Here is a 19,236-nt window from a genome sequence, read left to right on the forward strand (position 1 = left end):
TCGCCTCTCGAAATTTTCGCGCCAGGACTCAGGACATCAACCGGCGAAGAAAGCGGTTTCCGTAAAGGAATTTTGCGAATTTCTCCATTTGGGCTGCGCTTTCGGCGGTGTAGGGATAGCCGCCCTGCGATTTCTTCGCCTTGTCCACGATGATGGGGTGCGGGTGGCAATATCCACGGATGCCGGTTTCGCCGTTGACCTGCCCGACGCCGCTTGATTTCAGACCCCCGAAAGGAGCTTCGGGGATGCCGTAGGTCACCGAGATATCGTTCACAATGACACTTCCGGTCAGGATGCGTTTCCCCATCGCGAGCCCCTTGGCGAGGTCTGTGGTCCATACGGTGCCGGAGAGCCCATAATCGGAGTCGTTGGCCTTCTCGATCGCCTCCTCTTCGTCGGCCACTTTCTGGATGGCGATGATGGGGCCGAAGGTCTCTTTGGTCATCAGATCCATGGAGTTTTCGACTTCGGTAACGACTGTTGGCGGGAAAAAATAGCCGGGCAAATCGTCGCGTCGGTCCCCACCGAGCAGCACTTTCGCTCCCTTGGCCCGGGCATCGCGCATATGAGCCTCGATGATATCCATTTGCCGGTCCCAGAATACCGCTCCCACGTCGCCTTCTTCGGTGGCGCTTTGTTTCAGTTTGCTGGCCTGGTCGACGACCTTGGCCACAAAATCGTCATAGATCGCTTCGGGCACGTAAACGCGCTCGGTGCCGCAGCAATAATGACCGGTATTGAAAAAGGAGCCACGCAGTGCCCCGTCAGCGGCACGATCCAGATCCGCGTCACGGCAGACGATCATCGCATCCTTGCCGCCGAGTTCGAGAGTGCAGGGGATCAGGTTTCGACCACATGTTTCGCCGACTTTTCTGCCTGTAGCGACGCTGCCCGTGAACGAGACCTTGTCGAGGCCGGCGTCGAGCAGCGCGGCACCGGTCGCACCGTCGCCCTGAACGACCTGATAGACGCCTTCCGGGAAGCCCGCTTCCCGGGTAAATTCTTCGAATAATTTTGCCGAGAAAGGCGTAACCTCGCTCGGCTTGTGGACCACGGTATTCCCGGCCATCACGGCCTGCGCAAAGGGGTTGGCTGTCAGGGCGACAGGGCCGTTCCATGGCGTGATCAGACCGACGACCCCGAGGGGTTGATAGACCAAGGTGATTTTTTTCGAGAACCTCTGAAGGCCGGAGGCTCGACGCTCGGCCGTGCGCAGGTATTTCCCGGCTCGCTTTGCGTAGTGGGAGATTTGCATGCAGGCGGCGAACGCCTCCATCATCACCGCTTCGTTGCGCGTCTTGCCGGTCTCCTGAATGACGATATCGATCAGCTCGTCCATCCGCCGGACGGTCACATCCACCAATTTCCACAGAAACTCGGCACGTTGGTCAAAGCTGAGCGCGGCCCAGGCCGGTTGCGCTGCCCGCGCGCGAGCAACGGCTTCGTGAACTTCCTCATCTGTGCCTGCAGTGAACTCCCCGATAGACTCCATCGTGACGGGACTTTTGACGTTGTATTTTCGGCTCTCGCCGGTCGATTCCATCGGTTCGAAAATTGCCATATTACATTCTTTCTAAAGGTTGGGTCGCGAATCGGCGACTGCCTGAATACCTACTGGAATGCCGTTGAGAATCGCATTTCCCGAGGTTTTATCGACGGCGTTTTCGTCCGTCAGGTCGTTGGAGTTGGCCCCGGGCTGCAGGTGTCCGGCGACCGACATATGGGGTCGCGTTGCAGGTGTCCCGTACCCGTGCGGGAGGCTCACAACCCCGACGCGAAGTTCGTCGGAGATTTCGACCTCGGCTCGGACGGAGCCTGCGGCGGAGCTGATCTCGGCGAATTGTCCCGAGACGAGACCTCGGGCCTCGGCATCTCTGGGGTGTATAAGGAGGGTACAGCGGTTGGGGCCTTTGGCCAGATTTTTCAAATTATGCATCCAGGAATTGTTCGAGCGCAGGTGGCGGCGTCCGATCAGAACAAGCTCGGGGTGCTCTCGTTGCAGCAGGTCTTCCAGCCGTCGGGCGTCTTCACGCATGAGCGGTTGGTCGAGCTGGACCCGTCCGTCTGCTGTCGCCAACTGGCTTTCCAGTCGCGGCTCCATGGGGCCGAGATCGAGTCCATGGCTCGCCGCGCGAAGTCTGTCGAGTGTCATTCCCTCGCCAGCGAACTGGTTCCCTCGAGACCCGGCGCGGAGCATCCCGTCGAGGATCCACTCGGGTCCGGGCTGGTCGCCAAGCTGGCGTCGTGCTTCCTCCTGCGAAATCTCGGGGTTGGCGGAGCCGGGGCCTGCAATCCTCGCCAGGGTTCCGGCGCGAAGCATTTCGTCCATGGCGGGTCCGTCAGACCCATTGAGTCGCCCGCCGATTTCGCAGACGATCTCGTATAAATGCTTCACTCCCGGCGGTGCGTCCAGTACGGCGGGCGCCCATTTGGCGAAATTGCGAATCGATAAATTGTGGAAGGCGAGGGGATAATTTGTTCGCTCGAGCGGAGCGCTGGTCGGCAGGATGATATCAGCATGGCGGGTGGTCTCGTTGAGGTAGAGATCAACCGAGACCATGAAGTCGAGTTGGGCCAGCGCTCGGTCGAGTCGTTGTGCGTTTGGCGTCGAGGATACGGGGTTTCCCGCGACTGTCACCAGAGCGCGCACGCGCCCCTCCCCGGGGGTGTCGATTTCTTCGGCGAGAGTCGCCACCGGAAGCTCGCCGGCAAATTCGGGCAGGCCCCGAACTCGGCTGCGCCAGCGGTCATAGGGCATCCGTGAGGAACGCCGCGCCGGGCCCGCATGAGCGTGTGCCGGGTGCGGGAACATCACACCGCCGGCTCGGTCGAGATTGCCGGTCAGAATATTGAGAACATCGATCAGCCAACTGGCCAGTGTCCCGAATTCCTGAGTGCAAATTCCCAGCCGCCCATAGCAGGCCGCCGTGCGGGCCTTCGCGAACTGGTGTGCGAGTTTGCGGGTCGTTTCGGGGGCGATCCCGGTTGCTTCGGCGACGCTCTCGGGGCTGAAAGGTCTGGCAAGTTCCCGAAGCGATTCGTGCCCGGTAACGGACCGCTGCAAGGGGCCCGTATCGGCTAGTTGATCATCGAAGATCGTGTGAATCAGAGCGAATAGAAAGAGCGCATCCGTGCCTGGTTGGATCGGCACGTGAAGATCGGCGATGGCTGCGCTTTCTGTCAGGCGGGGGTCGACGACGACGAGAGTTCCCCCGCGTTCGCGGAGAGCGCGCAGCCGACCACGCATATCCGGAGCGGTCATGATGCTGCCATTGGACACCAGGGGGTTGGCGCCAAGGATCAGGAAAAAGTCGGTGCGGTCGAGATCGGGAACGGCAAAACTGCCCGGCGAGCCAAACAACAACTGATTGGCAAACATCTTGGGTAATTGGTCCACACTGGTGGCCGAGAAGCGCCATTTGGTTCCGATCGCCTTTACGAGAGCGGGAACGGAGAGGTTGGAGCCAAAATCATGCGCATTCGGGTTGCCGAGGTAGGTTGCGATCGCGTTGGCCCCGTGATCGGTGCGAATCTCGCCCAATCTTTCGGCCACCGTTTCCAGAGCGTCTTCCCAGGAAATTTCCTGAAAATCCTTTCCCTTCCTCTGCAACGGATGACGGACGCGGTCCGGATCGGTGGACAAGCCCACAAGTCCCGTCGATTTCGGACAGATATACCCGCGGCTGAAGGGATCTTCGGTGTCTCCACGGATGTCCACGACCTTGCCGACACCCCGATCGACGGTGATTTGGACCCCGCAATGCGCCTCGCATAAGGTGCAGTCCCGGTAAATTACGTCTGTCGCTCCATTGCTCATGATTGTTGTTGTAGGGCGGGAAAGGCTCAGGGTCCAGTCTGGCCGCGGACCAGGGGAAATCGAAACCGGGCGGGTTGGTCAGGAAGGCTTTTCTCCCGCGCCGGCCTTGGGCGGGCCGGCGAGAAGGCCTTGAAGGCTGTCCCTTCGTTCCTTGGGGATGCGGACGGGACGACCATCGCCATTGACCATCGCGTGTCGGGTTTCGGCGATCGCTACGTTCTCGCCGTCCAATTGAATTTCGTAGGACATGCCAAGAGAAGCTCCGCGCACCCAGGCAAGCCGGACGCGAGTCACCAATCGGTCGTCGAATCGGGCAGCCCGTTTGTAGTCAATCTCCACGCGGGTGGTCGAGAAATGTCGATCCATGGCAACGTACTCGCTGTAGGGGCGGTCATGAATGTCCATCCATTCGATCCGCGCCATCTCGAGATAGCGGACGTAGTTCGCGTGATGCACGATGCCCATCGCATCGGTTTCGAAGAATTGAACGCGATGGTGCAGGGTCGCCTCGGCACACGGTATCGCTGCGCTCTCTGTCGCACTCTCGTTCATGAATCTTCCGTCGACAATGAGTCCAGAAACTGGAGGACTGCCTCGCTGAAGACGTCATTTCGGTCGCCGGCAACCATATGTCCGGCACCGCCGACGTCGGTGAACTGGGCATGGGGCGCCAGGCCCAGAAAATGCTCGACTTGCTCCATCGTGAGAAGGTCGCTCTTCTGACCGCGAATCAGGAGGGTCGGTAGGGTGAGCGCGCGGGCCGCATCATCGAGAACCGTCTCGGAATCCTGCGGTCTGCCCTTGATGCTCATGAAACGGGGGTCCCAATGCCAGCGCCATCGGCCGTCGTCGCCAAGGCGAAGGTTCTTGGCGAGGCCTTCATTGCTGGCCGGACGCGGGCGGTGCGGGTTGTAGGCAGCTACAGCGTCGGCCGCCGCATCGAGGTCGGGGAAACCCTCGGGGTTCGCAAGCATGAAGTCCATGATTCGTTGAGCGCCGGCAGGATCCATTCGCGCCGCGATGTCAACCAGAATCAGGGCTCGGGCAAAAGGTTGGGGCCGGCCGCCCTCGGCCAACAGGCACGCGATGCCGCCGAGAGAGGCTCCGACCAAAACAGGTTTCTGATCGAGGGATTGGACCACAGCCTCGAGGTCGCCGGCAAAGTCCGTGTAGTGGTAGCGACCTTCTGTATCCCATGCGCTGTCACCATGGCCTCGTTGGTCAAGGGCAATCGAGAACCAGCCCAGATCTGCGAGTGTTCGAGCAGTGGCATGCCAGGAGTGTCGAGTCTGGCCACCGCCATGGACAAAGACGATCGGCGCGCCATCAGGAGGGCCGAAGCAGTCGGCATGAAGTGGGTTCCCGTGGTGGCCGTGCAGGCGGAGGTCTGAAGGTTGTTCTGCCATGCTTGAATCCTAGTTGGATCAGTTGCCCGACTGCAACTGCGCAGATCAGGCCTCGAATCCGTTTTTTAGAACTTCTTGTCGACGATATTGGGTACGAGGGGATACGACGCCGATTCGCTGTAGTAGGAACTGGCAGCCCAGTCCTTCATCTCCTGCGAATTCAATCGGTTGTCCTTGTCCTTGTCGGCTCGATCGAAGACAGTGTAGATACGTGTCCCGAATTCGGCTTCCTGCCGGTCCACATGGCCGTCATCGTTTTCGTCATGTTCATCGTGTTCGTTCATCCACTTTTGTGTGGACTGGGTCAGGGCTTGGGCCAACTCGAACAGAGTGACGTATCCGTTTTCATCCTGGTCTGTCTCGTCGAAGGATTCTCCGCGGAAAAAGCCCGTGCCCTTGGCTTCCAGAGCGGACAAGTTCCCGTCCTGGTCGGCATCCGCTTTTTTGAAATTTTTCCGAATCTCCTCGGACGGCGCGGCGGACTGAGCGGAATCGGCAGGTTCGGCCGGCGACTCCGTTTCTGCGGCGCCGGCAATCGTTCCGATGAGAAGAGGAAAGAAGATCACGGGGAGAAGACCCGTCAAAAACTTCAGAAGATATCGCATATGGTTTCCTACCCCTGTTTACCGTTTGACGGGAAATTATATGAGACTTTGCCTGGCATTTGTCTCGGCGCCGACGGTCGGCTGGCAAGTTGGGGTGTTGCCCACCCTCGCGACCCGATGCGTCAACTAGTGGGCTTTGGTGCCCTCGGTATGGCTGATCTTTAGCTGGAGAACTTTGGAGGGGGAAGGTGATCACCAGCTTTTGAAACCTCTGGGGCATCAGGTGAGCCTTTCCGGTCCCGAATCGGGCAATTGGCGTATTTCCCGCGCGCTCTCGGGTTTTCTATGTGGTAGTCTCTACCAATGGCAAAAATTTTCCCGATTCTCCGCAGTTTCAGCTTTGGGCTTGGCTGTCTCGCACTCGCATCCTGTTCCGGCAGCAGCGATCCCGCTCCCTTGAACTGCACCGCCGCCGTGGCCCCGGCCGTACGTTCATGTATCACGGAGTTCAGCGAGGCTGTGGCGACCTGCTACGAGTCCTCGGGGCTGCCTTGCGCGGACGACGCGGCGGGGTTGTCTGATCCGCTTGCGGCACTGGCTGAAACCGTTGCGCAGAGCTGCACCGATGGCGAATTCCTCAACCTGTCTCAGGAAGCTCTCGCCGCGCGTCTGGAAAATACCTGCAGGTCTGAGGCTTCGTCGATTGCCTGGCGCACATATGGCGGACCCCAGGGTGCCGTTTGGCCCAAGGTTTCGGATGAGGATCGGCTCTGTCTTTCCACCGCACATCGCACGGCTGTCGAAATGGTCGGCGCTTCCCTGGACTTGATGAACGGATGTCTGGCTGCCGAGGATTGCGCGACAGCTGCGGTGGACGAGGAGCGTGGCATGCTTCTGGTCGAGGCTGTCGCGGAAGCCAGCGCGGCATGTCCGGACCTTGCTTCTCTGGTGGCTGTTGACCCGCAAGTCTATATGAGTCGAGCAGCAGCGCAGGCCGACTGCGTGACGGCTTCAGCTCAGCCCTCGACCGAAGGCCTCGGGCTATCCTGCGGCCCGGACGCGGCGAACTTCACCGCGCCGCGCGGTGAATATGTTCAGGTGGTCCTCGACCCTGAGACAACCGGAACCCTTTGCGGGGATGGTTCGCCCTATGCCTTCTGGGTTCGAATGGCTCCCGAGGGATACCCGCTGGATCGTCTTCTGATCGGGTTGCAGGGTGGAGGTGTCTGTCTCGGAATTGGTGGTGATTGCGAAGCCAGGTTCGAGCAGAACCCGGGCCTCTTTACCGCCATGGATGATGCACCGATCAGCAGCGGCATCGCTTCGATTGATCCCGATGAAAGTGCCTTTGCCAATTGGACGCATGTCTATCTCCCATATTGCAATCAGGACGTCTTTGCCGGGGGCGGCGTGGTCGAGAGGCTGGGTGATTTTTCTCTACCGCGTTACGGGGGCATTAATCTGCGAGAATCTCTTGCAGGCGTGCGAAACGTGCTCTGGGGGATGATGGATGGTCAGGGAGGCGCCGGTTATCGATCGGACGAAGTTCTTGTTCTATTTGGCGGCTTCTCGGCGGGTAGCTACGGGACCGTCTACAACTACTGGTATTTGCCCGACGAACTTCTCTGGGAGCGCACCACCGGATTCGCTGATGCTGGACTGGCGCTGGATAATGGAGAACCGATTCTCGGAGTCAAGGGTTTCGGGATTGTCAAAATTCCTGCCTGGGGGACGCTTCCCTACCTGCCGTCATATTGCTTCGAGGGCGCATGCGCTTTGGGCGAGGTGATTGCCGAGGCTTTGGCGCCGCGCTTGAAAAAGGCCCCGCAGCAGCAGCTTCTGATGGTGAGCAACGAGCGGGATTTGACCCAACAGAACGACGCGTTTTTTGAGAGCGAACCGTTCTGGGTGAATACAATGCGTCGGACGGTCTGCGATACCTACGAGTTGAACGGAATCCATTGGTATCTCACCGGCGTGTCCACCGAGAGCATCCACGTGGTCACCATCCGTCCGGAGCTCTGGAATGCACCGGTGGACGGCGTACTCATGCGTGACTGGTTTGAGCGGGCCATTTTCGATCCGGACAATTTGCAGACTCGGGTGATCGAGGGGGACTTCGTTGAGGCTGTGCCTGGAGTCGCACCCTATCCGTGTGATGTGGCGGGCTGAACCGATGCGGTTGCGATGCCGGCAGGCTTTTAGCGCAGCAAGGTTTTGTCTCCTCCTGCTCGCGGCGTACCCGATCCTTCCTGCTCTGTCAGCGCACGCGTACTCGGTGCAGGGAGGGATTGGATTTGTCGCTATCGCGGATGCGGTCACGGGCGAAGCCGCTGTTCTCGAAGACGAAAATGGCATATCGCTCCAATCCGGAACGGTAGATGCATTAGGAAGCTTCGTTTTTCGAGGGCTGGTGCAAGGACGTTTGTATCGGGTGCGCTTGTCGGAGAGTGCCGGTGACGGAGTCTCTGTGCGGGTGAGGGCGTTCGATGAGGTCCCTCCGAATTCCTTTTATGCCGAACAACCTCTCGTCGACGGATACCAATACGTCCGAATGCGCGACGGGACGTTGCTTTCGGTCATGGTGCGGCCCCCGCTGGGGCGTTCTTTTGCCGATGGTCCTTTTCCGACGGTTATCGAGTATTCGGGTTATGACCCCGCGAACCCCGATGAGTTGGAGGCGACCTCACTCCTCGCCTCGGCGTTGGGGTACGCCACGGTTGGTGTGAATATGCGTGGTTCTGGCTGCTCCGGCGGCGTTTTCGACCTTTTCGATCTGCCGACGACAGCCGACGGTTTCGACATCGTGGAAATCGTTGGACGACAAAGTTGGGTTTCTGGTGGGGGGGTCGGCATGGTCGGGATCTCGTTTTCCGGGATCAGCCAACTCTCTGTTGCGGGTGCGAAGCCGCCTCATCTCAGCGCGATCCTCCCGCTTTCCGTGATGTCCGATATATACAGGCATCCGGGGTTGCCGGGCGGCATCTTCAATCGTGGGTTTGCAAATAGTTGGCTGCGAGATCGCGGGCGAGATGCACAGCCGGCGCCCGGTGGGGGGCAGGGCTGGGCGCGCAAGCGCGTTCGAGACGGTGATACCGATTGTCTGAATAACCAGAAACTTCGTTTGCAGACTCAGGACCCGATTCAGGTGATCGAGGAGAACCCTTTTTATGATCCGACCCTGATGGATGCGCGCTCGCCGAGAAATTGGGTTTCCGGGATCGATGTCCCGGTCTTTCTCGCAGGTGCCTGGTACGACGAGCAGACGGGGAGCGGCTTCGCTTCCATGCTGGACGATTTTCCCCGGCGTCCGGACGTGAAGTTCTTCCTCCTCAACGGCGTTCATTCCTCCGCGCTCGAGCCTGAAGTGTTGTGGCCCTGGATAGCCTTCCTGGACCTTTATGTCGGGAACCGCGTCCCGGACCCCGATCGTTTCGCGCCTTTTATTCCCGTCCTTGCAGCGCAACTCATGGGGGGTGGGGCTCCGACGCCACCAGTGCCTGCGAATGTCTGGGGTGGGATCACGGACCGGGAGGTTGCGAGGCGCGAGTTCGAACGGCTGCCGCGTGTTCAGGTTCTGTTCGAGAACGGAGCCGGAACCTCCTTGCCGGGGTTGCCGGCCACGACCTTCTCGGCGGGTTTCTCCTTCTGGCCGCCACGCGAGCTTCGCCGGTTGCGGTTGTATTTTGGAGAAGGAGGTCGCCTCGAGCGCCGACGACCAACGCGTGCCGGCGGAGGGATTGATGGTTATTGGCCGGATCCGAGCTTGCGTCCTGCCCAGACAATTCCCGGACAGGGGCAATCGGCATCCTGGCGGATCCAGCCGAATTATAACTGGACGCCGCTCCCCGTAGACGCGGCCGTTGCCTATCGCTCGGAGGTGCTTTCCGAATCGATGGTCCTGGCCGGCACCGCGAGTGTCGATCTTTGGCTGCGCTCGAGTGCTCCGGATACCGACCTCCAGGTGACCTTGAGTGAGATTCGTTCCGACGGCATGGAGGTCTACATCCAAAGCGGTTTCTTGCGTGCAAGCCATCGTTTCTCGGATCGAAGGCGTCGCACATCGCTGGATCCGGCACCGACCCATCTCGAATCGGACGCAGAGCCGCTCCCCTCGGGCGAATTTGATCTCGTACGCGTGGCTACGTTGCCCTTTGCCCATGTCGTTCGTGCAGGCTCTCGGATTCGGATCAGCATCTCCGCGCCGGGCGGCGACCGAACGCGCTGGGCTTTCGACACTCCGGAGACAGGCGGTTTGGTCTTTAACGAGATCGCTCGGACACGCCGACATGCCTCGCGTATTGTTTTGCCCTGGATTCGCAAAATTGATGTCCCACCCGCGAGCTTTCCAGCGAACTCCCTGCGCGGTCAGCCGTCGCGGCCGAGCCAAATAGTAGCGAATGGTGGCTGATTCTTCGGAATTCGGGAGGACTGCGGCGCGGCCTGTCGCTTACCGCGCAAAGTCTCGTTAAGATTCGGCCATGAGTTCCGCGCCGGCAGAAGAATCGCTGCCACATTCTCCACTTTCGCGTGCCGAGAATTTTCGCTCCCGTTTGCTGATCGGTTCGACAGTCATCCTGTTTTCGAACCTTATCTTTGCTGGGGCAGATCTGTTGCTTGTCTCCTCGAACCTGCTGGCGATCTGGGCCTGCAAGCTGGTCCAGATTTTAGAGATTTTCTGGGTTCGCTACCGACTCCGCAATGGGGCCCGAATGCCGGAGATGAATTTCCTCGGCATGCTCCTGGTCTCGACGGTTCTCGCGATGACCGCGCTCTCCGGCTATATTTCGCAGGAGACCGAGACGACACAGATTCTCGCGATCGCGATCCTGTTCGCGTCGGCGGGCATTGTGCCGTGGCCACGAGGTTCGCAGCTGATTGTCGCGCTGGTCGCGGTTGGCGCGATTTCAGCCCAGCAAATATTGATGGAGCCGAGACCCTCGTTGGGGCTTCTGGCGGTGTGGAGCGGGGCGGCTTGTTCGGTGCTGATGGCCGACCTCCTCAATCGTCGTCGCGCGCAGGTTGAAGATAGCGAGCGAGTCGCTCGTCGTCGCGAGCGCGAGCAGCGAGAGATCACGGATATTCTCTTATCCGGTAGCTCTTCTGTTGTCGGGGGGCTTGGTCAGGGCGATTTGATGACTTTTTTCTGCGAAACTCTGTCGCGCCAATTGGGTTGTCGCTGGGTCCTCGCCATCGAGACTCGCGTGGAGGACAATGGTCGTATTGCGTTGCCGGTGGCGCAATTCGGGCTTCCCGATAGAGATTGGGCAAGTTTGCAAGGCGTACCGATGGACCGATCCCTCGATGGACTGATTGAGCCTCGATACCGGGGCGAGGTGGCCGAGATTCGTGTGCCCCGGAACCGGCTGGGTCGGGGAGGCGAAGATGATGCTGAACTCTCTGTCTTATTGATTCGTCTGCGAAACTCCGATGATGCCGGGGTCGTCCTTACGGCGTGGCGGGATGCCTCTGCGGGTCCGTTTGGCGAGCGGGAACGGACGATCGCACAAGGAATGGCTCCCCTGCTGTCCGCGTCTCTGGAGCAGCGAAGGTTGCTTGGAGAATTGGAGGCAACGCAAGTTTGGCAACAAAACTTCCTCGCGAGTCTCAGCCACGAACTGCGCACGCCGCTCAACATTATACTTGGCTATATGGAAATGCTGCTGGATCAGGACCTCCCCGTCTCGGAGGTGGAAGCGCGCGAGCTTCAGGAAAAGGTCAAGTGGAACGCGAGCAACCAACTGCGCCTGGTGAACGAAGCCCTCGAGTTGAGTCGCCAGGACGAATCGGGCGCGGTGGTCATTCGTCGCGATGATGTCGACCTGCGTGCGCTTCTCGAGCAGAGTCTCGAGGAGGCCAACCTGCAGGCTCGTGGGAAGAATGTGCGTATTGTCGGAGGTTTTCCTGCGGAATTGCCCAGAATTCGAACGGATGCGGTAAAGTTGCGGATCATTTTGGGCAATTTGCTCGACAATGCGAGGAAGTTCACCCACGAGGGCGCCATCTCCTTACAGGTTGAAATATTGGCGGACACGATCACTTTTCGGGTTCGCGACACCGGCCGGGGCATTGCACCCGACGTGCTGCCCGAACTTTTTCGGGCGTTCCGGCAAGGAGAGCGGGGCGACCCCGGAGGGCTGGGCCTCGGGCTCTATATCGTGCGCAGGCTGGTACAGTCTCTCAACGGTGAGGTTACGGTCACCTCCGAGTTGGGGACCGGCTCGCAGTTCTCTGTCGAATTACCTCTGGTGCTTTCCGAAGACGCGGACCCATAAGAAAATTTGGACCGAGGAGGAAGGCTGGACCGAGGAACACGGGGTTCAGTTGTTGGGCTGAAATTTTGTAGTGTCGGCCTTCGTGATGTGCTCCAGCCACCATTGCGGAGCGTTTTCGAGTACTGTCGCCATATTGGAATAGTCTCGCCAGAGTATGAATCGGGTGTCTCGCACGACGTGAATCGAGACAAAGGGTAGCGGGATGATTTCTCCGGTATGAAACTTCCACGTCTCGGTGTGTTCGGTCATCACGGTATCTCCCTCGGCGACGATCCGGTGGATTTCGTGATCGAATGCCTCGACAGGTTCGTGGCCGAGGCGCAGTTTGTAGGTGATCCCGTCCGGACCGATGCCGGTGCCGTCGGGTATCGGCACATCCTCGTATCGCCCCTCGTCATGGAAGAATTCTCCGACGCGGTCGTACTCACGCGTCTCATAGACGGTGTGCCAGAAAAGCAGCACCAGATCCTTATTCTTGTCGGGGCTCATCGTGGATCCTTTCGGGATCAGGCGGCCAGCCATTCACTGGAGTGGAACTCGCCTTCCCTCCAACGCCACCGGCTTCGGCGGTGCCCATCGTAGCCGAGGTCCAGTCTGTCGAGTTCCTGAATCTCGCAGATGATCAGAGCGAAGTTCGGGCGGCCAGCCTCCGTGGCGGCAATAGGGGGGACCGTGCGCTGGTACTCGTCGGGGATATTGGGGTGCCATTGTTCCAGAGGTGACGACGGTTGGTGAGGCGCGAGATAGGCGCGTCGGCTTGTCGCGGTCGCACTGGCCCAAGCGTCATTCGCTGCGGGACTGTCGGTGTGGATGGTTGCAGTGGTCCTAAGCCGAAGCTGCAACTTGCAGCTTCGATCATAGAAATGCCAACTGGCGACGGGTGAGCTTTCGATGTCACGGCACTTGGGACTGCGAAGGTCCGTGTGGATGCGCAGGGCCAAACGTTCCCGGTCGAAGCCCCGGAGGACAACCGTGCGGCTCCGTGGATGCCCGTCGGCGTCAATGGTCGCTATCGAAGGTAGATGCAGTTCATGGCCCGGATCGTCGACAGCGACCTGAAGAAGATCCCAGCTCTCAGTGAGGCGCTCCTCGAGAGAGCCCGTTCGAAAAGGCGTTGGCGTGGATTCCAATGCGAAAGTTTCCGGAGGCCGTGCGCAGCGCTCAGGTGAAGTAATTCTCGGATGTAGCTGCGGCGACGAAGTTCTCGCGTAGATGCTCCATGGACTGGCTATCTGCATTTACGGCATCGAGGCCGTGTGCGAGCACATAGGCGTAACTGCGCTGGAAGCCGGAGAAGGGTGCTGCCATCAGTTTCTTGCCATAGTAATTATCGAAGGCCGCAGGTTTGTCGGGGCCAAAGCCCATCCACTTGCCAGCCATATGGCGAGCAGCCTTCATCCCGATCAGACCGATTCCGGCAGCGCGTGCCTTGTCGAAGGTCGGTTGCAGCGCATCCATCGGTGGCGATCCGGGCAGGACAGCCTTGGTGCTCCAATCGTACCAGCCAGCTGGCGTTACGGCGATTTGCGCCAGGGAATACGCGCCGGTTTCCGCCGCAGCCTCGAGAACAGCTTTTGCATTCTGATGGGTGCTTACGCCCCAATGATCGACTTTGCCGGCGCTCTTGGCGGTCTCGAAGGCCTGCCGCATTTCGTCACTTCGAATGAGCGAAACATTGTTTCCGGCCATGATGTAGTATGCATTGACATGCTCGGTGCCGAGGTCGGCAAGGCTCTGGTTCATGGCCTTCGTCCAGTTCTTTGCGGCCGTCTGACACTGGGCCGGGGTCAGGGCATCGCCTGGCTGGACATCGATGCCTACGAGCCCCTTGGAGATCAGAAAAATCTTCTCGCGATGGCGCTTGGCGAAGGAGGCCAGATTGCTCTCCGCATTCCGGTAATACGCACTCGTACCGACATCGAAGACGTTGACGCCATGATCGTACGCGGATTGGAGAAGGTCTTCCTTGTCGAAGAACATCAGCGCCGCCCCGCAACCGAATACCAATCGGCTCCCCTCGAAGTCGGTTTTACCCAGTTTTCGGTAGGTCATTTTGGGCCATAGATCCTCGGCCTTTGCTGCTGATTCCGCAAGTGCGCCGGTCGAGCGGGCCAGTTCTCCGCCGCCCAGCCCGAGAAGGGCCAGAAGTTGCAGCGTACGTCGTCGACTTGTGGGAAATGCTTTCTCAAAGACAGGCATCGTAATGACCTCGTTATGGTTTAAGGACCTTTTGGTTTTCTAGCGGTTTCGTGGCGCGGTGGAAAGCCAAGATCTTCAGGCGCCAACAATAGCCTTGGTCTCGAGGAATTCCTCGAGGCCGAATCGACCGGCCTCGCGCCCGTTGCCGGACTGTCCGTAACCCCCAAACGGAGCATCGTAGCCCAAGCTGGCCCCATTTACGTGGACATTGCCGCTACGAATGCGCTTTGCGAGCCGCAGCGCCCGCTGGGAGTCTCCTCCGGAGATATAACCGGAGAGGCCGTAGGGAGTGTCGTTGGCAATGGCTACTGCTTCCTCGTCGTCTTCGTAGCCGATCAGGACGAGTACGGGCCCGAAGACTTCCTCACGGGCGATCCGCATATCGTTTGAGACATGAGAGAACACGGTGGGGCGCACATAGTACCCGGTGGGCAAACCGGCGGGGCGCCCCGGCCCTCCGGTCTCGAGCGTAGCGCCTTCGGCAATGCCGGCTTCGATCAGGTTCTGGATCCGTCCCCATTGGACATCCGAGACCACAGGACCGATCTGGGTGCCGGGCGCAAGGGGGTCGCCGACGACCACCGATTCGGCGGCGGTTTTCGCGATTCGAGCGGCCTCGACCATCCTGTCGTTCGGTACGAGCATACGCGTAGGCGCGTTGCAGGACTGACCCGAGTTGGAACACATGCCGACCATATCTCTGGTGATGGCTTCTTCGAAGTTGGCATCGGAAAGGATGATATTCGCCGATTTTCCTCCGAGTTCCTGTGCGACACGCTTGACGGTGGGCGCCGCGTTGATAGCGACGTCGACCCCGGCGCGCGTGGACCCGGTAAACGAGACCATATCGACTTCGGGATGCCGGGCCATCGCCGCACCGGCGATTGGTCCGTTTCCGTTGACCAGATTGAAAACCCCCGGGGGTACACCCGCATCGTGCAGGACTTCGGCGAAGATCAGCGCGTCCAACGGGGCGACTTCGGATGGCTTGAGTACCATGGTACACCCCGCAGCCAGCGCCGGCGCCACCTTGCACGCAATCTGATTCAACGGCCAATTCCATGGCGTGATCAAGGCACAAACGCCTGCAGGTTCGCGGTAGATCTGTGCGCTGCCAATCGTCTCTTCGAAGTTGTAGTCTTGCAGCACCCGAAGAGTTTCCTCGAAGTGTCCGAGACCCGAAGGGGTCTGCGACTCGGTGGCGAGAGCTTGCGGTGCGCCCATCTCTTTCACGATGGCATCCGAGAAATCCTCCATGCGGGTCTTGTAAGTCTCGATGATTCGTCCCAGCAGTGCGATACGGTCTTCTTTGCTGGTCGCGCTGAAGCTGTCGAAAGCTCGTCGAGCAGCGCGCACCGCCTTGTCGATATCCTCGTCGTCTCCGAGTGTGATTCGAGTGATGACACCCTCGGTGGCCGGGTTGATGACGTCGAGTTCCGATTGACTATGCGGCGTGACCCACGTGCCGTCGATATAGAATTTATCTGTGTTCATGGCTGTCTCTGACTTCCTTTGAGTTTTACTTCGTAGCCCGGTTCCTCGGGTTCGTCGTCCGTCATTTCCTCCGGGAATCCGGGCGCTCTCAGGTCTGTTTTGCAAGCTTCTTCGAGGCGCCTGACGATCATGGACGACCAGGCGCGTGCGCCAAAGCGAGCTTGGCCGTCGCGGAATATTTCCATAACCCGAGGCGAAATCTCCAGCGGTACTTCAGCGCGGGAGGCGACGTTCTCAAAAAGCGACAGATCCTTCAGAACGAGGTCCATGGTGAAGTTGATATTATAGCTGCCGTTCAAGATGACCTGACTCTCCGTCTCGTGGACAAAAGAGTTTCCGGAGGAGATCCGAATCGCTTCGTAGGTGGTCGCCATATCCATGCCGGATTTTCGCGCGACGGTCAGTGCTTCCCCGAGTGATACGAGGTTCACGGAAGCGAGATAGTTTGTGACGACTTTTAAAATCGACGCCGAACCCAGTTCTCCCGTGTGCAAGATACGCCGCCCCATTGCGGTGAGGGCTGGGAGGACTCTCTCAAAGGCGCTGCGTTCGCCTCCGGCAAAAATAGCGATATTGCCGGTGGCCGCGCGATGGCAGCCTCCGGAGACCGGGCAGTCCATCGGGGTCGCCCCACGGGCGCGAACGGCTTCGGCAAGGCGCCGCACCTCGGCTTCGTCTGTCGTACTCATTTCGAGCCAGATACTTCCTGGCTGCATGCCGGCCAGCACACCGTCGGGTTCCTCCATGACGGCCGCAGAGACCTGGGGAGAGGGTAGGCAGGTAATGATCACGTCGACCTTGGCGGCGAGTTCTCGCGCGCTTTCGGCCCAATCCGCTCCAGCGTCGAGCAAAGGCTGGGCTTGGTCGCGGTCGAGGTCGCGGACGGTCAGTCCAAATCCGTTCCGAAGCAGACTGCCCGCCAGTTTGGCGCCGACATTGCCGAGGCCGATAAATCCGATGTCCATGTTGATTCTCTCCGAGTTCCGTTCCGGGTTCCGTTGTTTCTAATCAGCCATCTCGAGGTGCAGGGCGTCGCCGGTGTACGGGTGGGCGGCAGCTACATCTTCGTCGATCTCGATGCCAAGGCCCGGTGCGGTGGGTGGGATCACATATCCTTCCTCCCACTGGATTGGTGTCTTCAGGATTTCGGCGTGAAAGCCATCCCAGCGCTCGATGCCTTCGAGCACCAGAAAGTTGGGTGTGCAGGTCGCGAGCTGAATTCCGGCGGCCCCGGCGACCGGTCCACAATAGAGGTGGGGCGCTATCTGTGCGTGATAGGTCTCGGCCATTGAAGCGATCTTCTTGCCCTCAAGAATACCGCCAACCCGCCCGAGAGCCATTTGGAGAATCGAAGCAGCGCCCGCCTGCAAGACTCGAGCGAACTCATATTTCGTTGTCAGTCTTTCGCCGGTGGCGATGGGGATGGAGGTCTGACGTGCAACCTGGGCCATGCCGTCGGGATTTTCGGGTGGCGTGGGTTCCTCGAACCAGAGTGGATCCCAGGGCTCGAGCTGGCGTGCGAGCCGGATAGCTCCGGACGGGGTGAACTGTCCGTGAGTGCCGAAGAGAAGATCCGCACGAGTCCCCACCTTCTCGCGAATCTTGCGCAGGAATTCCACCGAGCGATCGATCGCGTCCAGCTCAGGCTGACGTCCATCCCATATGGTGTAGGGGCCCGCCGGGTCGAACTTGAGCGCGGTGAATCCCGCATCGACATACTCCAGAGCTTTGACGGCCGAGCGGTCGGGGTCCTGATAGAATTCGGCACCTTCGCCCGCATCCGGATAGATGTAGGTATAGCTGCGCAGCCGCTCCCGAACGCGGCCACCGAGTAGATCATAGACCGGCCGGCCCAATTCTTTACCCACGATATCCCAGCAGGCCATCTCGATTCCGCTGAGGACGCCTATCAGGGAGGGGTCCGGTCGCTGGCTGTATCCGGAACTGTAGATATCTCGCCATAGCTTCTCGATCTGGAAGGGGTCCCGATCAAGGACGCGCCGAGCAAAGACGTCCTCGATCATTCGCACGATGGTCTCAGGTCCGAAAGTTGCAGCGTAGACCTCGCCGAGACCCTGTAGGCCGGTGTCCGTGGTGATTTGGAGGAAGATGAAATAGCGACCGCCAAAATGTGGCGGAGGGTTTCCGACCACCCATGTCTTCAGTTCGACAATCTTCACGGGTCGATTTCTCCCTGGTCGTTTGAGGCTGTGGCCGTTGGTTCAAAGATGATGACGTTGCGTATCGCATTGCCGCTTTTGACGTCCTCAATGGCGGCATTGATCTGGGCGAGGGGGTATCGCCCGGAAACGAGTTCGTCCAGTTTGAGTCTGCCCTCTCGATAAGCCTCGACGAGCGGTGGGACGTCTCTCGCAATTACGGTCGAGCCCATCTTGGAGCCCAGGATCTTTTGACCGGCGGCCGCGATATTCCCCGGACTGATCGAAGCCTCAACGCCGTTGGCCGGCATGCCGACAATGACCAGCGTTCCGGTCGGGGCCAGCAGGGAAAGACCCTGCTGGAAGGCGCCGGGAGCGCCTGCGGTGACAAAGACGTATTCGGCACCACGTCCGGCGGTTGCGGCTTGCACCATTGCCCGAGCAGCAGCCTGGTCGATGTCGGAGGCGGCGGTGGCCCCGAACTTCATGGCGGTCGAGCGCTTGGCGGGGCTGGGGTCGATGACCATCGCGGGCGAACCCCCGACGTGCCGGATCGCCTGCAAGGTATTGAGTCCGACACCACCGAGGCCGATGACCAAAGCGCTGGCACCCGACGGCATCTTTGCGGTCTGGGTGACAGCACCCCATCCCGTGAGAACGCCACAAGCCAGCAAGCTTGCCGCAGCGGCGGGGAGATCTGCCGGGATCGGGACCACTTGCGAGGCATGCACGACCACCTTTTCCGCAAAAGCCCCGGTGCGCAGACCATGCCCCAGAACTTGGCCCGCAGCATCGGTAAGTGGCGACGATTGGTCGAGCGCGAACTCGCTCTCACACGCAACGTGTGCCTCGCGATCGCAGTAATGACAATTGCCACAGGAACGCACAAGCGTAACCACGACGCGATCCCCGCATTGCAGGTGCGGCACGTTGCTCCCCACAGACTCGATGGTTCCCGCGGCCTCGTGCCCCCAGATCGAGGGGAGGGTGCCACCCCATTCCCCGTCGATGAAAGAAATGTCGCTATGGCAGATCGCGCAGGCTTCTATGCGTACAAGAATATCGTCCGCTCCCGGTGGTGCCAGGGAGACTGTTTCCAGCGAGAGCGGTTTGCCGAATTCGCGGCAGATCGCGGCCTGAATGTTTTGAGTTTCTGGTGCCATCGTGATCCTCATCGCCTCCGGGCACAGCCACGTTCCTGATTGGGGGGCACTGCACAATTTACCGATCGCCGCGGGCTTGTCCTGCTGCGGTCCCGCGGTTGCGTCGGGATCCACGAGGGCGAGGGCGGATATGGATTCGCTTCGGCGGACACCCAGGATCCTTACCGAAATCGCTCAG

15 protein-coding genes are annotated in these 19,236 nt (G+C 59.9%); 3 read left to right on the forward strand and 12 right to left on the reverse strand.

From position 1 onward, the window contains the following. Positions 1 to 28: 28 nt before the first annotated feature. The 5 genes from P8K07_02270 to P8K07_02290 form a co-directional block, all read right to left on the reverse strand. Entirely contained in the window at positions 29 to 1,561 is a 1,533-nt protein-coding gene (locus tag P8K07_02270; protein MDG1957348.1) for an aldehyde dehydrogenase family protein, read from the reverse strand. Positions 1,562 to 1,573: 12 nt separating this feature from the next. After that, entirely contained in the window at positions 1,574 to 3,817 is a 2,244-nt protein-coding gene (locus P8K07_02275; protein MDG1957349.1) for a molybdopterin-dependent oxidoreductase, read from the reverse strand. Positions 3,818 to 3,895: 78 nt separating this feature from the next. Continuing rightward, positions 3,896 to 4,369: a thioesterase family protein gene (locus tag P8K07_02280; GenBank protein MDG1957350.1), complete on the reverse strand. Its 474-nt coding sequence runs from the start codon at positions 4,367 to 4,369 to the stop codon at positions 3,896 to 3,898. Further along, on the reverse strand, positions 4,366 to 5,223 hold the full coding sequence (locus tag P8K07_02285; GenBank protein ID MDG1957351.1) for an alpha/beta hydrolase: 858 nt from the start codon (positions 5,221 to 5,223) through the stop codon (positions 4,366 to 4,368). The genes P8K07_02280 and P8K07_02285 overlap by 4 nt, the downstream gene beginning before the upstream one ends. Positions 5,224 to 5,288: 65 nt before the next feature. After that, positions 5,289 to 5,828 (reverse strand): hypothetical protein, encoded by a 540-nt coding sequence (locus tag P8K07_02290; protein MDG1957352.1) that lies wholly within the window; start codon positions 5,826 to 5,828, stop codon positions 5,289 to 5,291. Between the two features lie 303 nt (positions 5,829 to 6,131). Here P8K07_02290 and P8K07_02295 point away from each other — a divergent pair, with 303 nt between their 5' ends. The 3 genes from P8K07_02295 (at position 6,132) to P8K07_02305 (ending at position 12,043) form a co-directional block, all read left to right on the forward strand. Continuing rightward, positions 6,132 to 7,940, forward strand: a complete 1,809-nt coding sequence (locus tag P8K07_02295; protein MDG1957353.1) for a pectin acetylesterase-family hydrolase — start codon at positions 6,132 to 6,134, stop codon at positions 7,938 to 7,940. 106 nt (positions 7,941 to 8,046) lie between these two features. Further along, the gene (locus P8K07_02300) at positions 8,047 to 10,179 is read left to right on the forward strand and encodes a CocE/NonD family hydrolase (GenBank protein MDG1957354.1); all 2,133 of its coding nucleotides are present in this window, start codon (positions 8,047 to 8,049) and stop codon (positions 10,177 to 10,179) included. Positions 10,180 to 10,249: 70 nt separating this feature from the next. After that, the gene (locus tag P8K07_02305) at positions 10,250 to 12,043 is read left to right on the forward strand and encodes a HAMP domain-containing sensor histidine kinase (GenBank protein MDG1957355.1); all 1,794 of its coding nucleotides are present in this window, start codon (positions 10,250 to 10,252) and stop codon (positions 12,041 to 12,043) included. Between the two features lie 45 nt (positions 12,044 to 12,088). On the opposite strand, the gene P8K07_02310 is transcribed toward P8K07_02305, so the two are convergent. The 7 genes from P8K07_02310 to P8K07_02340 form a co-directional block, all read right to left on the reverse strand. Next, positions 12,089 to 12,532 (reverse strand): nuclear transport factor 2 family protein, encoded by a 444-nt coding sequence (locus tag P8K07_02310; protein MDG1957356.1) that lies wholly within the window; start codon positions 12,530 to 12,532, stop codon positions 12,089 to 12,091. A 17-nt stretch (positions 12,533 to 12,549) separates the two neighbouring features. Beyond that, positions 12,550 to 13,173: a pyridoxamine 5'-phosphate oxidase family protein gene (locus tag P8K07_02315; protein MDG1957357.1), complete on the reverse strand. Its 624-nt coding sequence runs from the start codon at positions 13,171 to 13,173 to the stop codon at positions 12,550 to 12,552. A 31-nt stretch (positions 13,174 to 13,204) separates the two neighbouring features. Continuing rightward, positions 13,205 to 14,242 (reverse strand): aldo/keto reductase, encoded by a 1,038-nt coding sequence (locus P8K07_02320; protein ID MDG1957358.1) that lies wholly within the window; start codon positions 14,240 to 14,242, stop codon positions 13,205 to 13,207. A gap of 75 nt (positions 14,243 to 14,317) precedes the next feature. Further along, the gene (locus tag P8K07_02325) at positions 14,318 to 15,736 is read right to left on the reverse strand and encodes an aldehyde dehydrogenase family protein (protein MDG1957359.1); all 1,419 of its coding nucleotides are present in this window, start codon (positions 15,734 to 15,736) and stop codon (positions 14,318 to 14,320) included. Further along, positions 15,733 to 16,701: an NAD(P)-dependent oxidoreductase gene (locus P8K07_02330; protein ID MDG1957360.1), complete on the reverse strand. Its 969-nt coding sequence runs from the start codon at positions 16,699 to 16,701 to the stop codon at positions 15,733 to 15,735. The genes P8K07_02325 and P8K07_02330 overlap by 4 nt, the downstream gene beginning before the upstream one ends. Positions 16,702 to 16,740: 39 nt before the next feature. Further along, positions 16,741 to 17,916, reverse strand: a complete 1,176-nt coding sequence (locus tag P8K07_02335; protein MDG1957361.1) for a mandelate racemase/muconate lactonizing enzyme family protein — start codon at positions 17,914 to 17,916, stop codon at positions 16,741 to 16,743. After that, entirely contained in the window at positions 17,913 to 19,058 is a 1,146-nt protein-coding gene (locus P8K07_02340; protein ID MDG1957362.1) for an alcohol dehydrogenase catalytic domain-containing protein, read from the reverse strand. Before P8K07_02340 ends, P8K07_02335 begins: the two co-directional genes overlap by 4 nt. Positions 19,059 to 19,236 lie beyond the last annotated feature (178 nt).

The sequence above is a fragment of the Candidatus Binatia bacterium genome, assembly GCA_029248525.1.
GTDB lineage: Bacteria > Desulfobacterota > Binatia > UBA12015 > UBA12015 > UBA12015.

Coding starts and splice junctions, on each gene's coding strand:
- P8K07_02305 (MDG1957355.1), top strand. CDS start 10,250: ATGAGTTCCGCGCCGGCAGAAGAATCGCTGCCACATTCTCCACTTTCG.
- P8K07_02280 (MDG1957350.1), bottom strand. CDS start 4,369: ATGAACGAGAGTGCGACAGAGAGCGCAGCGATACCGTGTGCCGAGGCG.
- P8K07_02320 (MDG1957358.1), bottom strand. CDS start 14,242: ATGCCTGTCTTTGAGAAAGCATTTCCCACAAGTCGACGACGTACGCTG.
- P8K07_02330 (MDG1957360.1), bottom strand. CDS start 16,701: ATGGACATCGGATTTATCGGCCTCGGCAATGTCGGCGCCAAACTGGCG.
- P8K07_02275 (MDG1957349.1), bottom strand. CDS start 3,817: ATGAGCAATGGAGCGACAGACGTAATTTACCGGGACTGCACCTTATGC.
- P8K07_02285 (MDG1957351.1), bottom strand. CDS start 5,223: ATGGCAGAACAACCTTCAGACCTCCGCCTGCACGGCCACCACGGGAAC.
- P8K07_02310 (MDG1957356.1), bottom strand. CDS start 12,532: ATGAGCCCCGACAAGAATAAGGATCTGGTGCTGCTTTTCTGGCACACC.
- P8K07_02340 (MDG1957362.1), bottom strand. CDS start 19,058: ATGGCACCAGAAACTCAAAACATTCAGGCCGCGATCTGCCGCGAATTC.
- P8K07_02325 (MDG1957359.1), bottom strand. CDS start 15,736: ATGAACACAGATAAATTCTATATCGACGGCACGTGGGTCACGCCGCAT.
- P8K07_02270 (MDG1957348.1), bottom strand. CDS start 1,561: ATGGCAATTTTCGAACCGATGGAATCGACCGGCGAGAGCCGAAAATAC.
- P8K07_02295 (MDG1957353.1), top strand. CDS start 6,132: ATGGCAAAAATTTTCCCGATTCTCCGCAGTTTCAGCTTTGGGCTTGGC.
- P8K07_02290 (MDG1957352.1), bottom strand. CDS start 5,828: ATGCGATATCTTCTGAAGTTTTTGACGGGTCTTCTCCCCGTGATCTTC.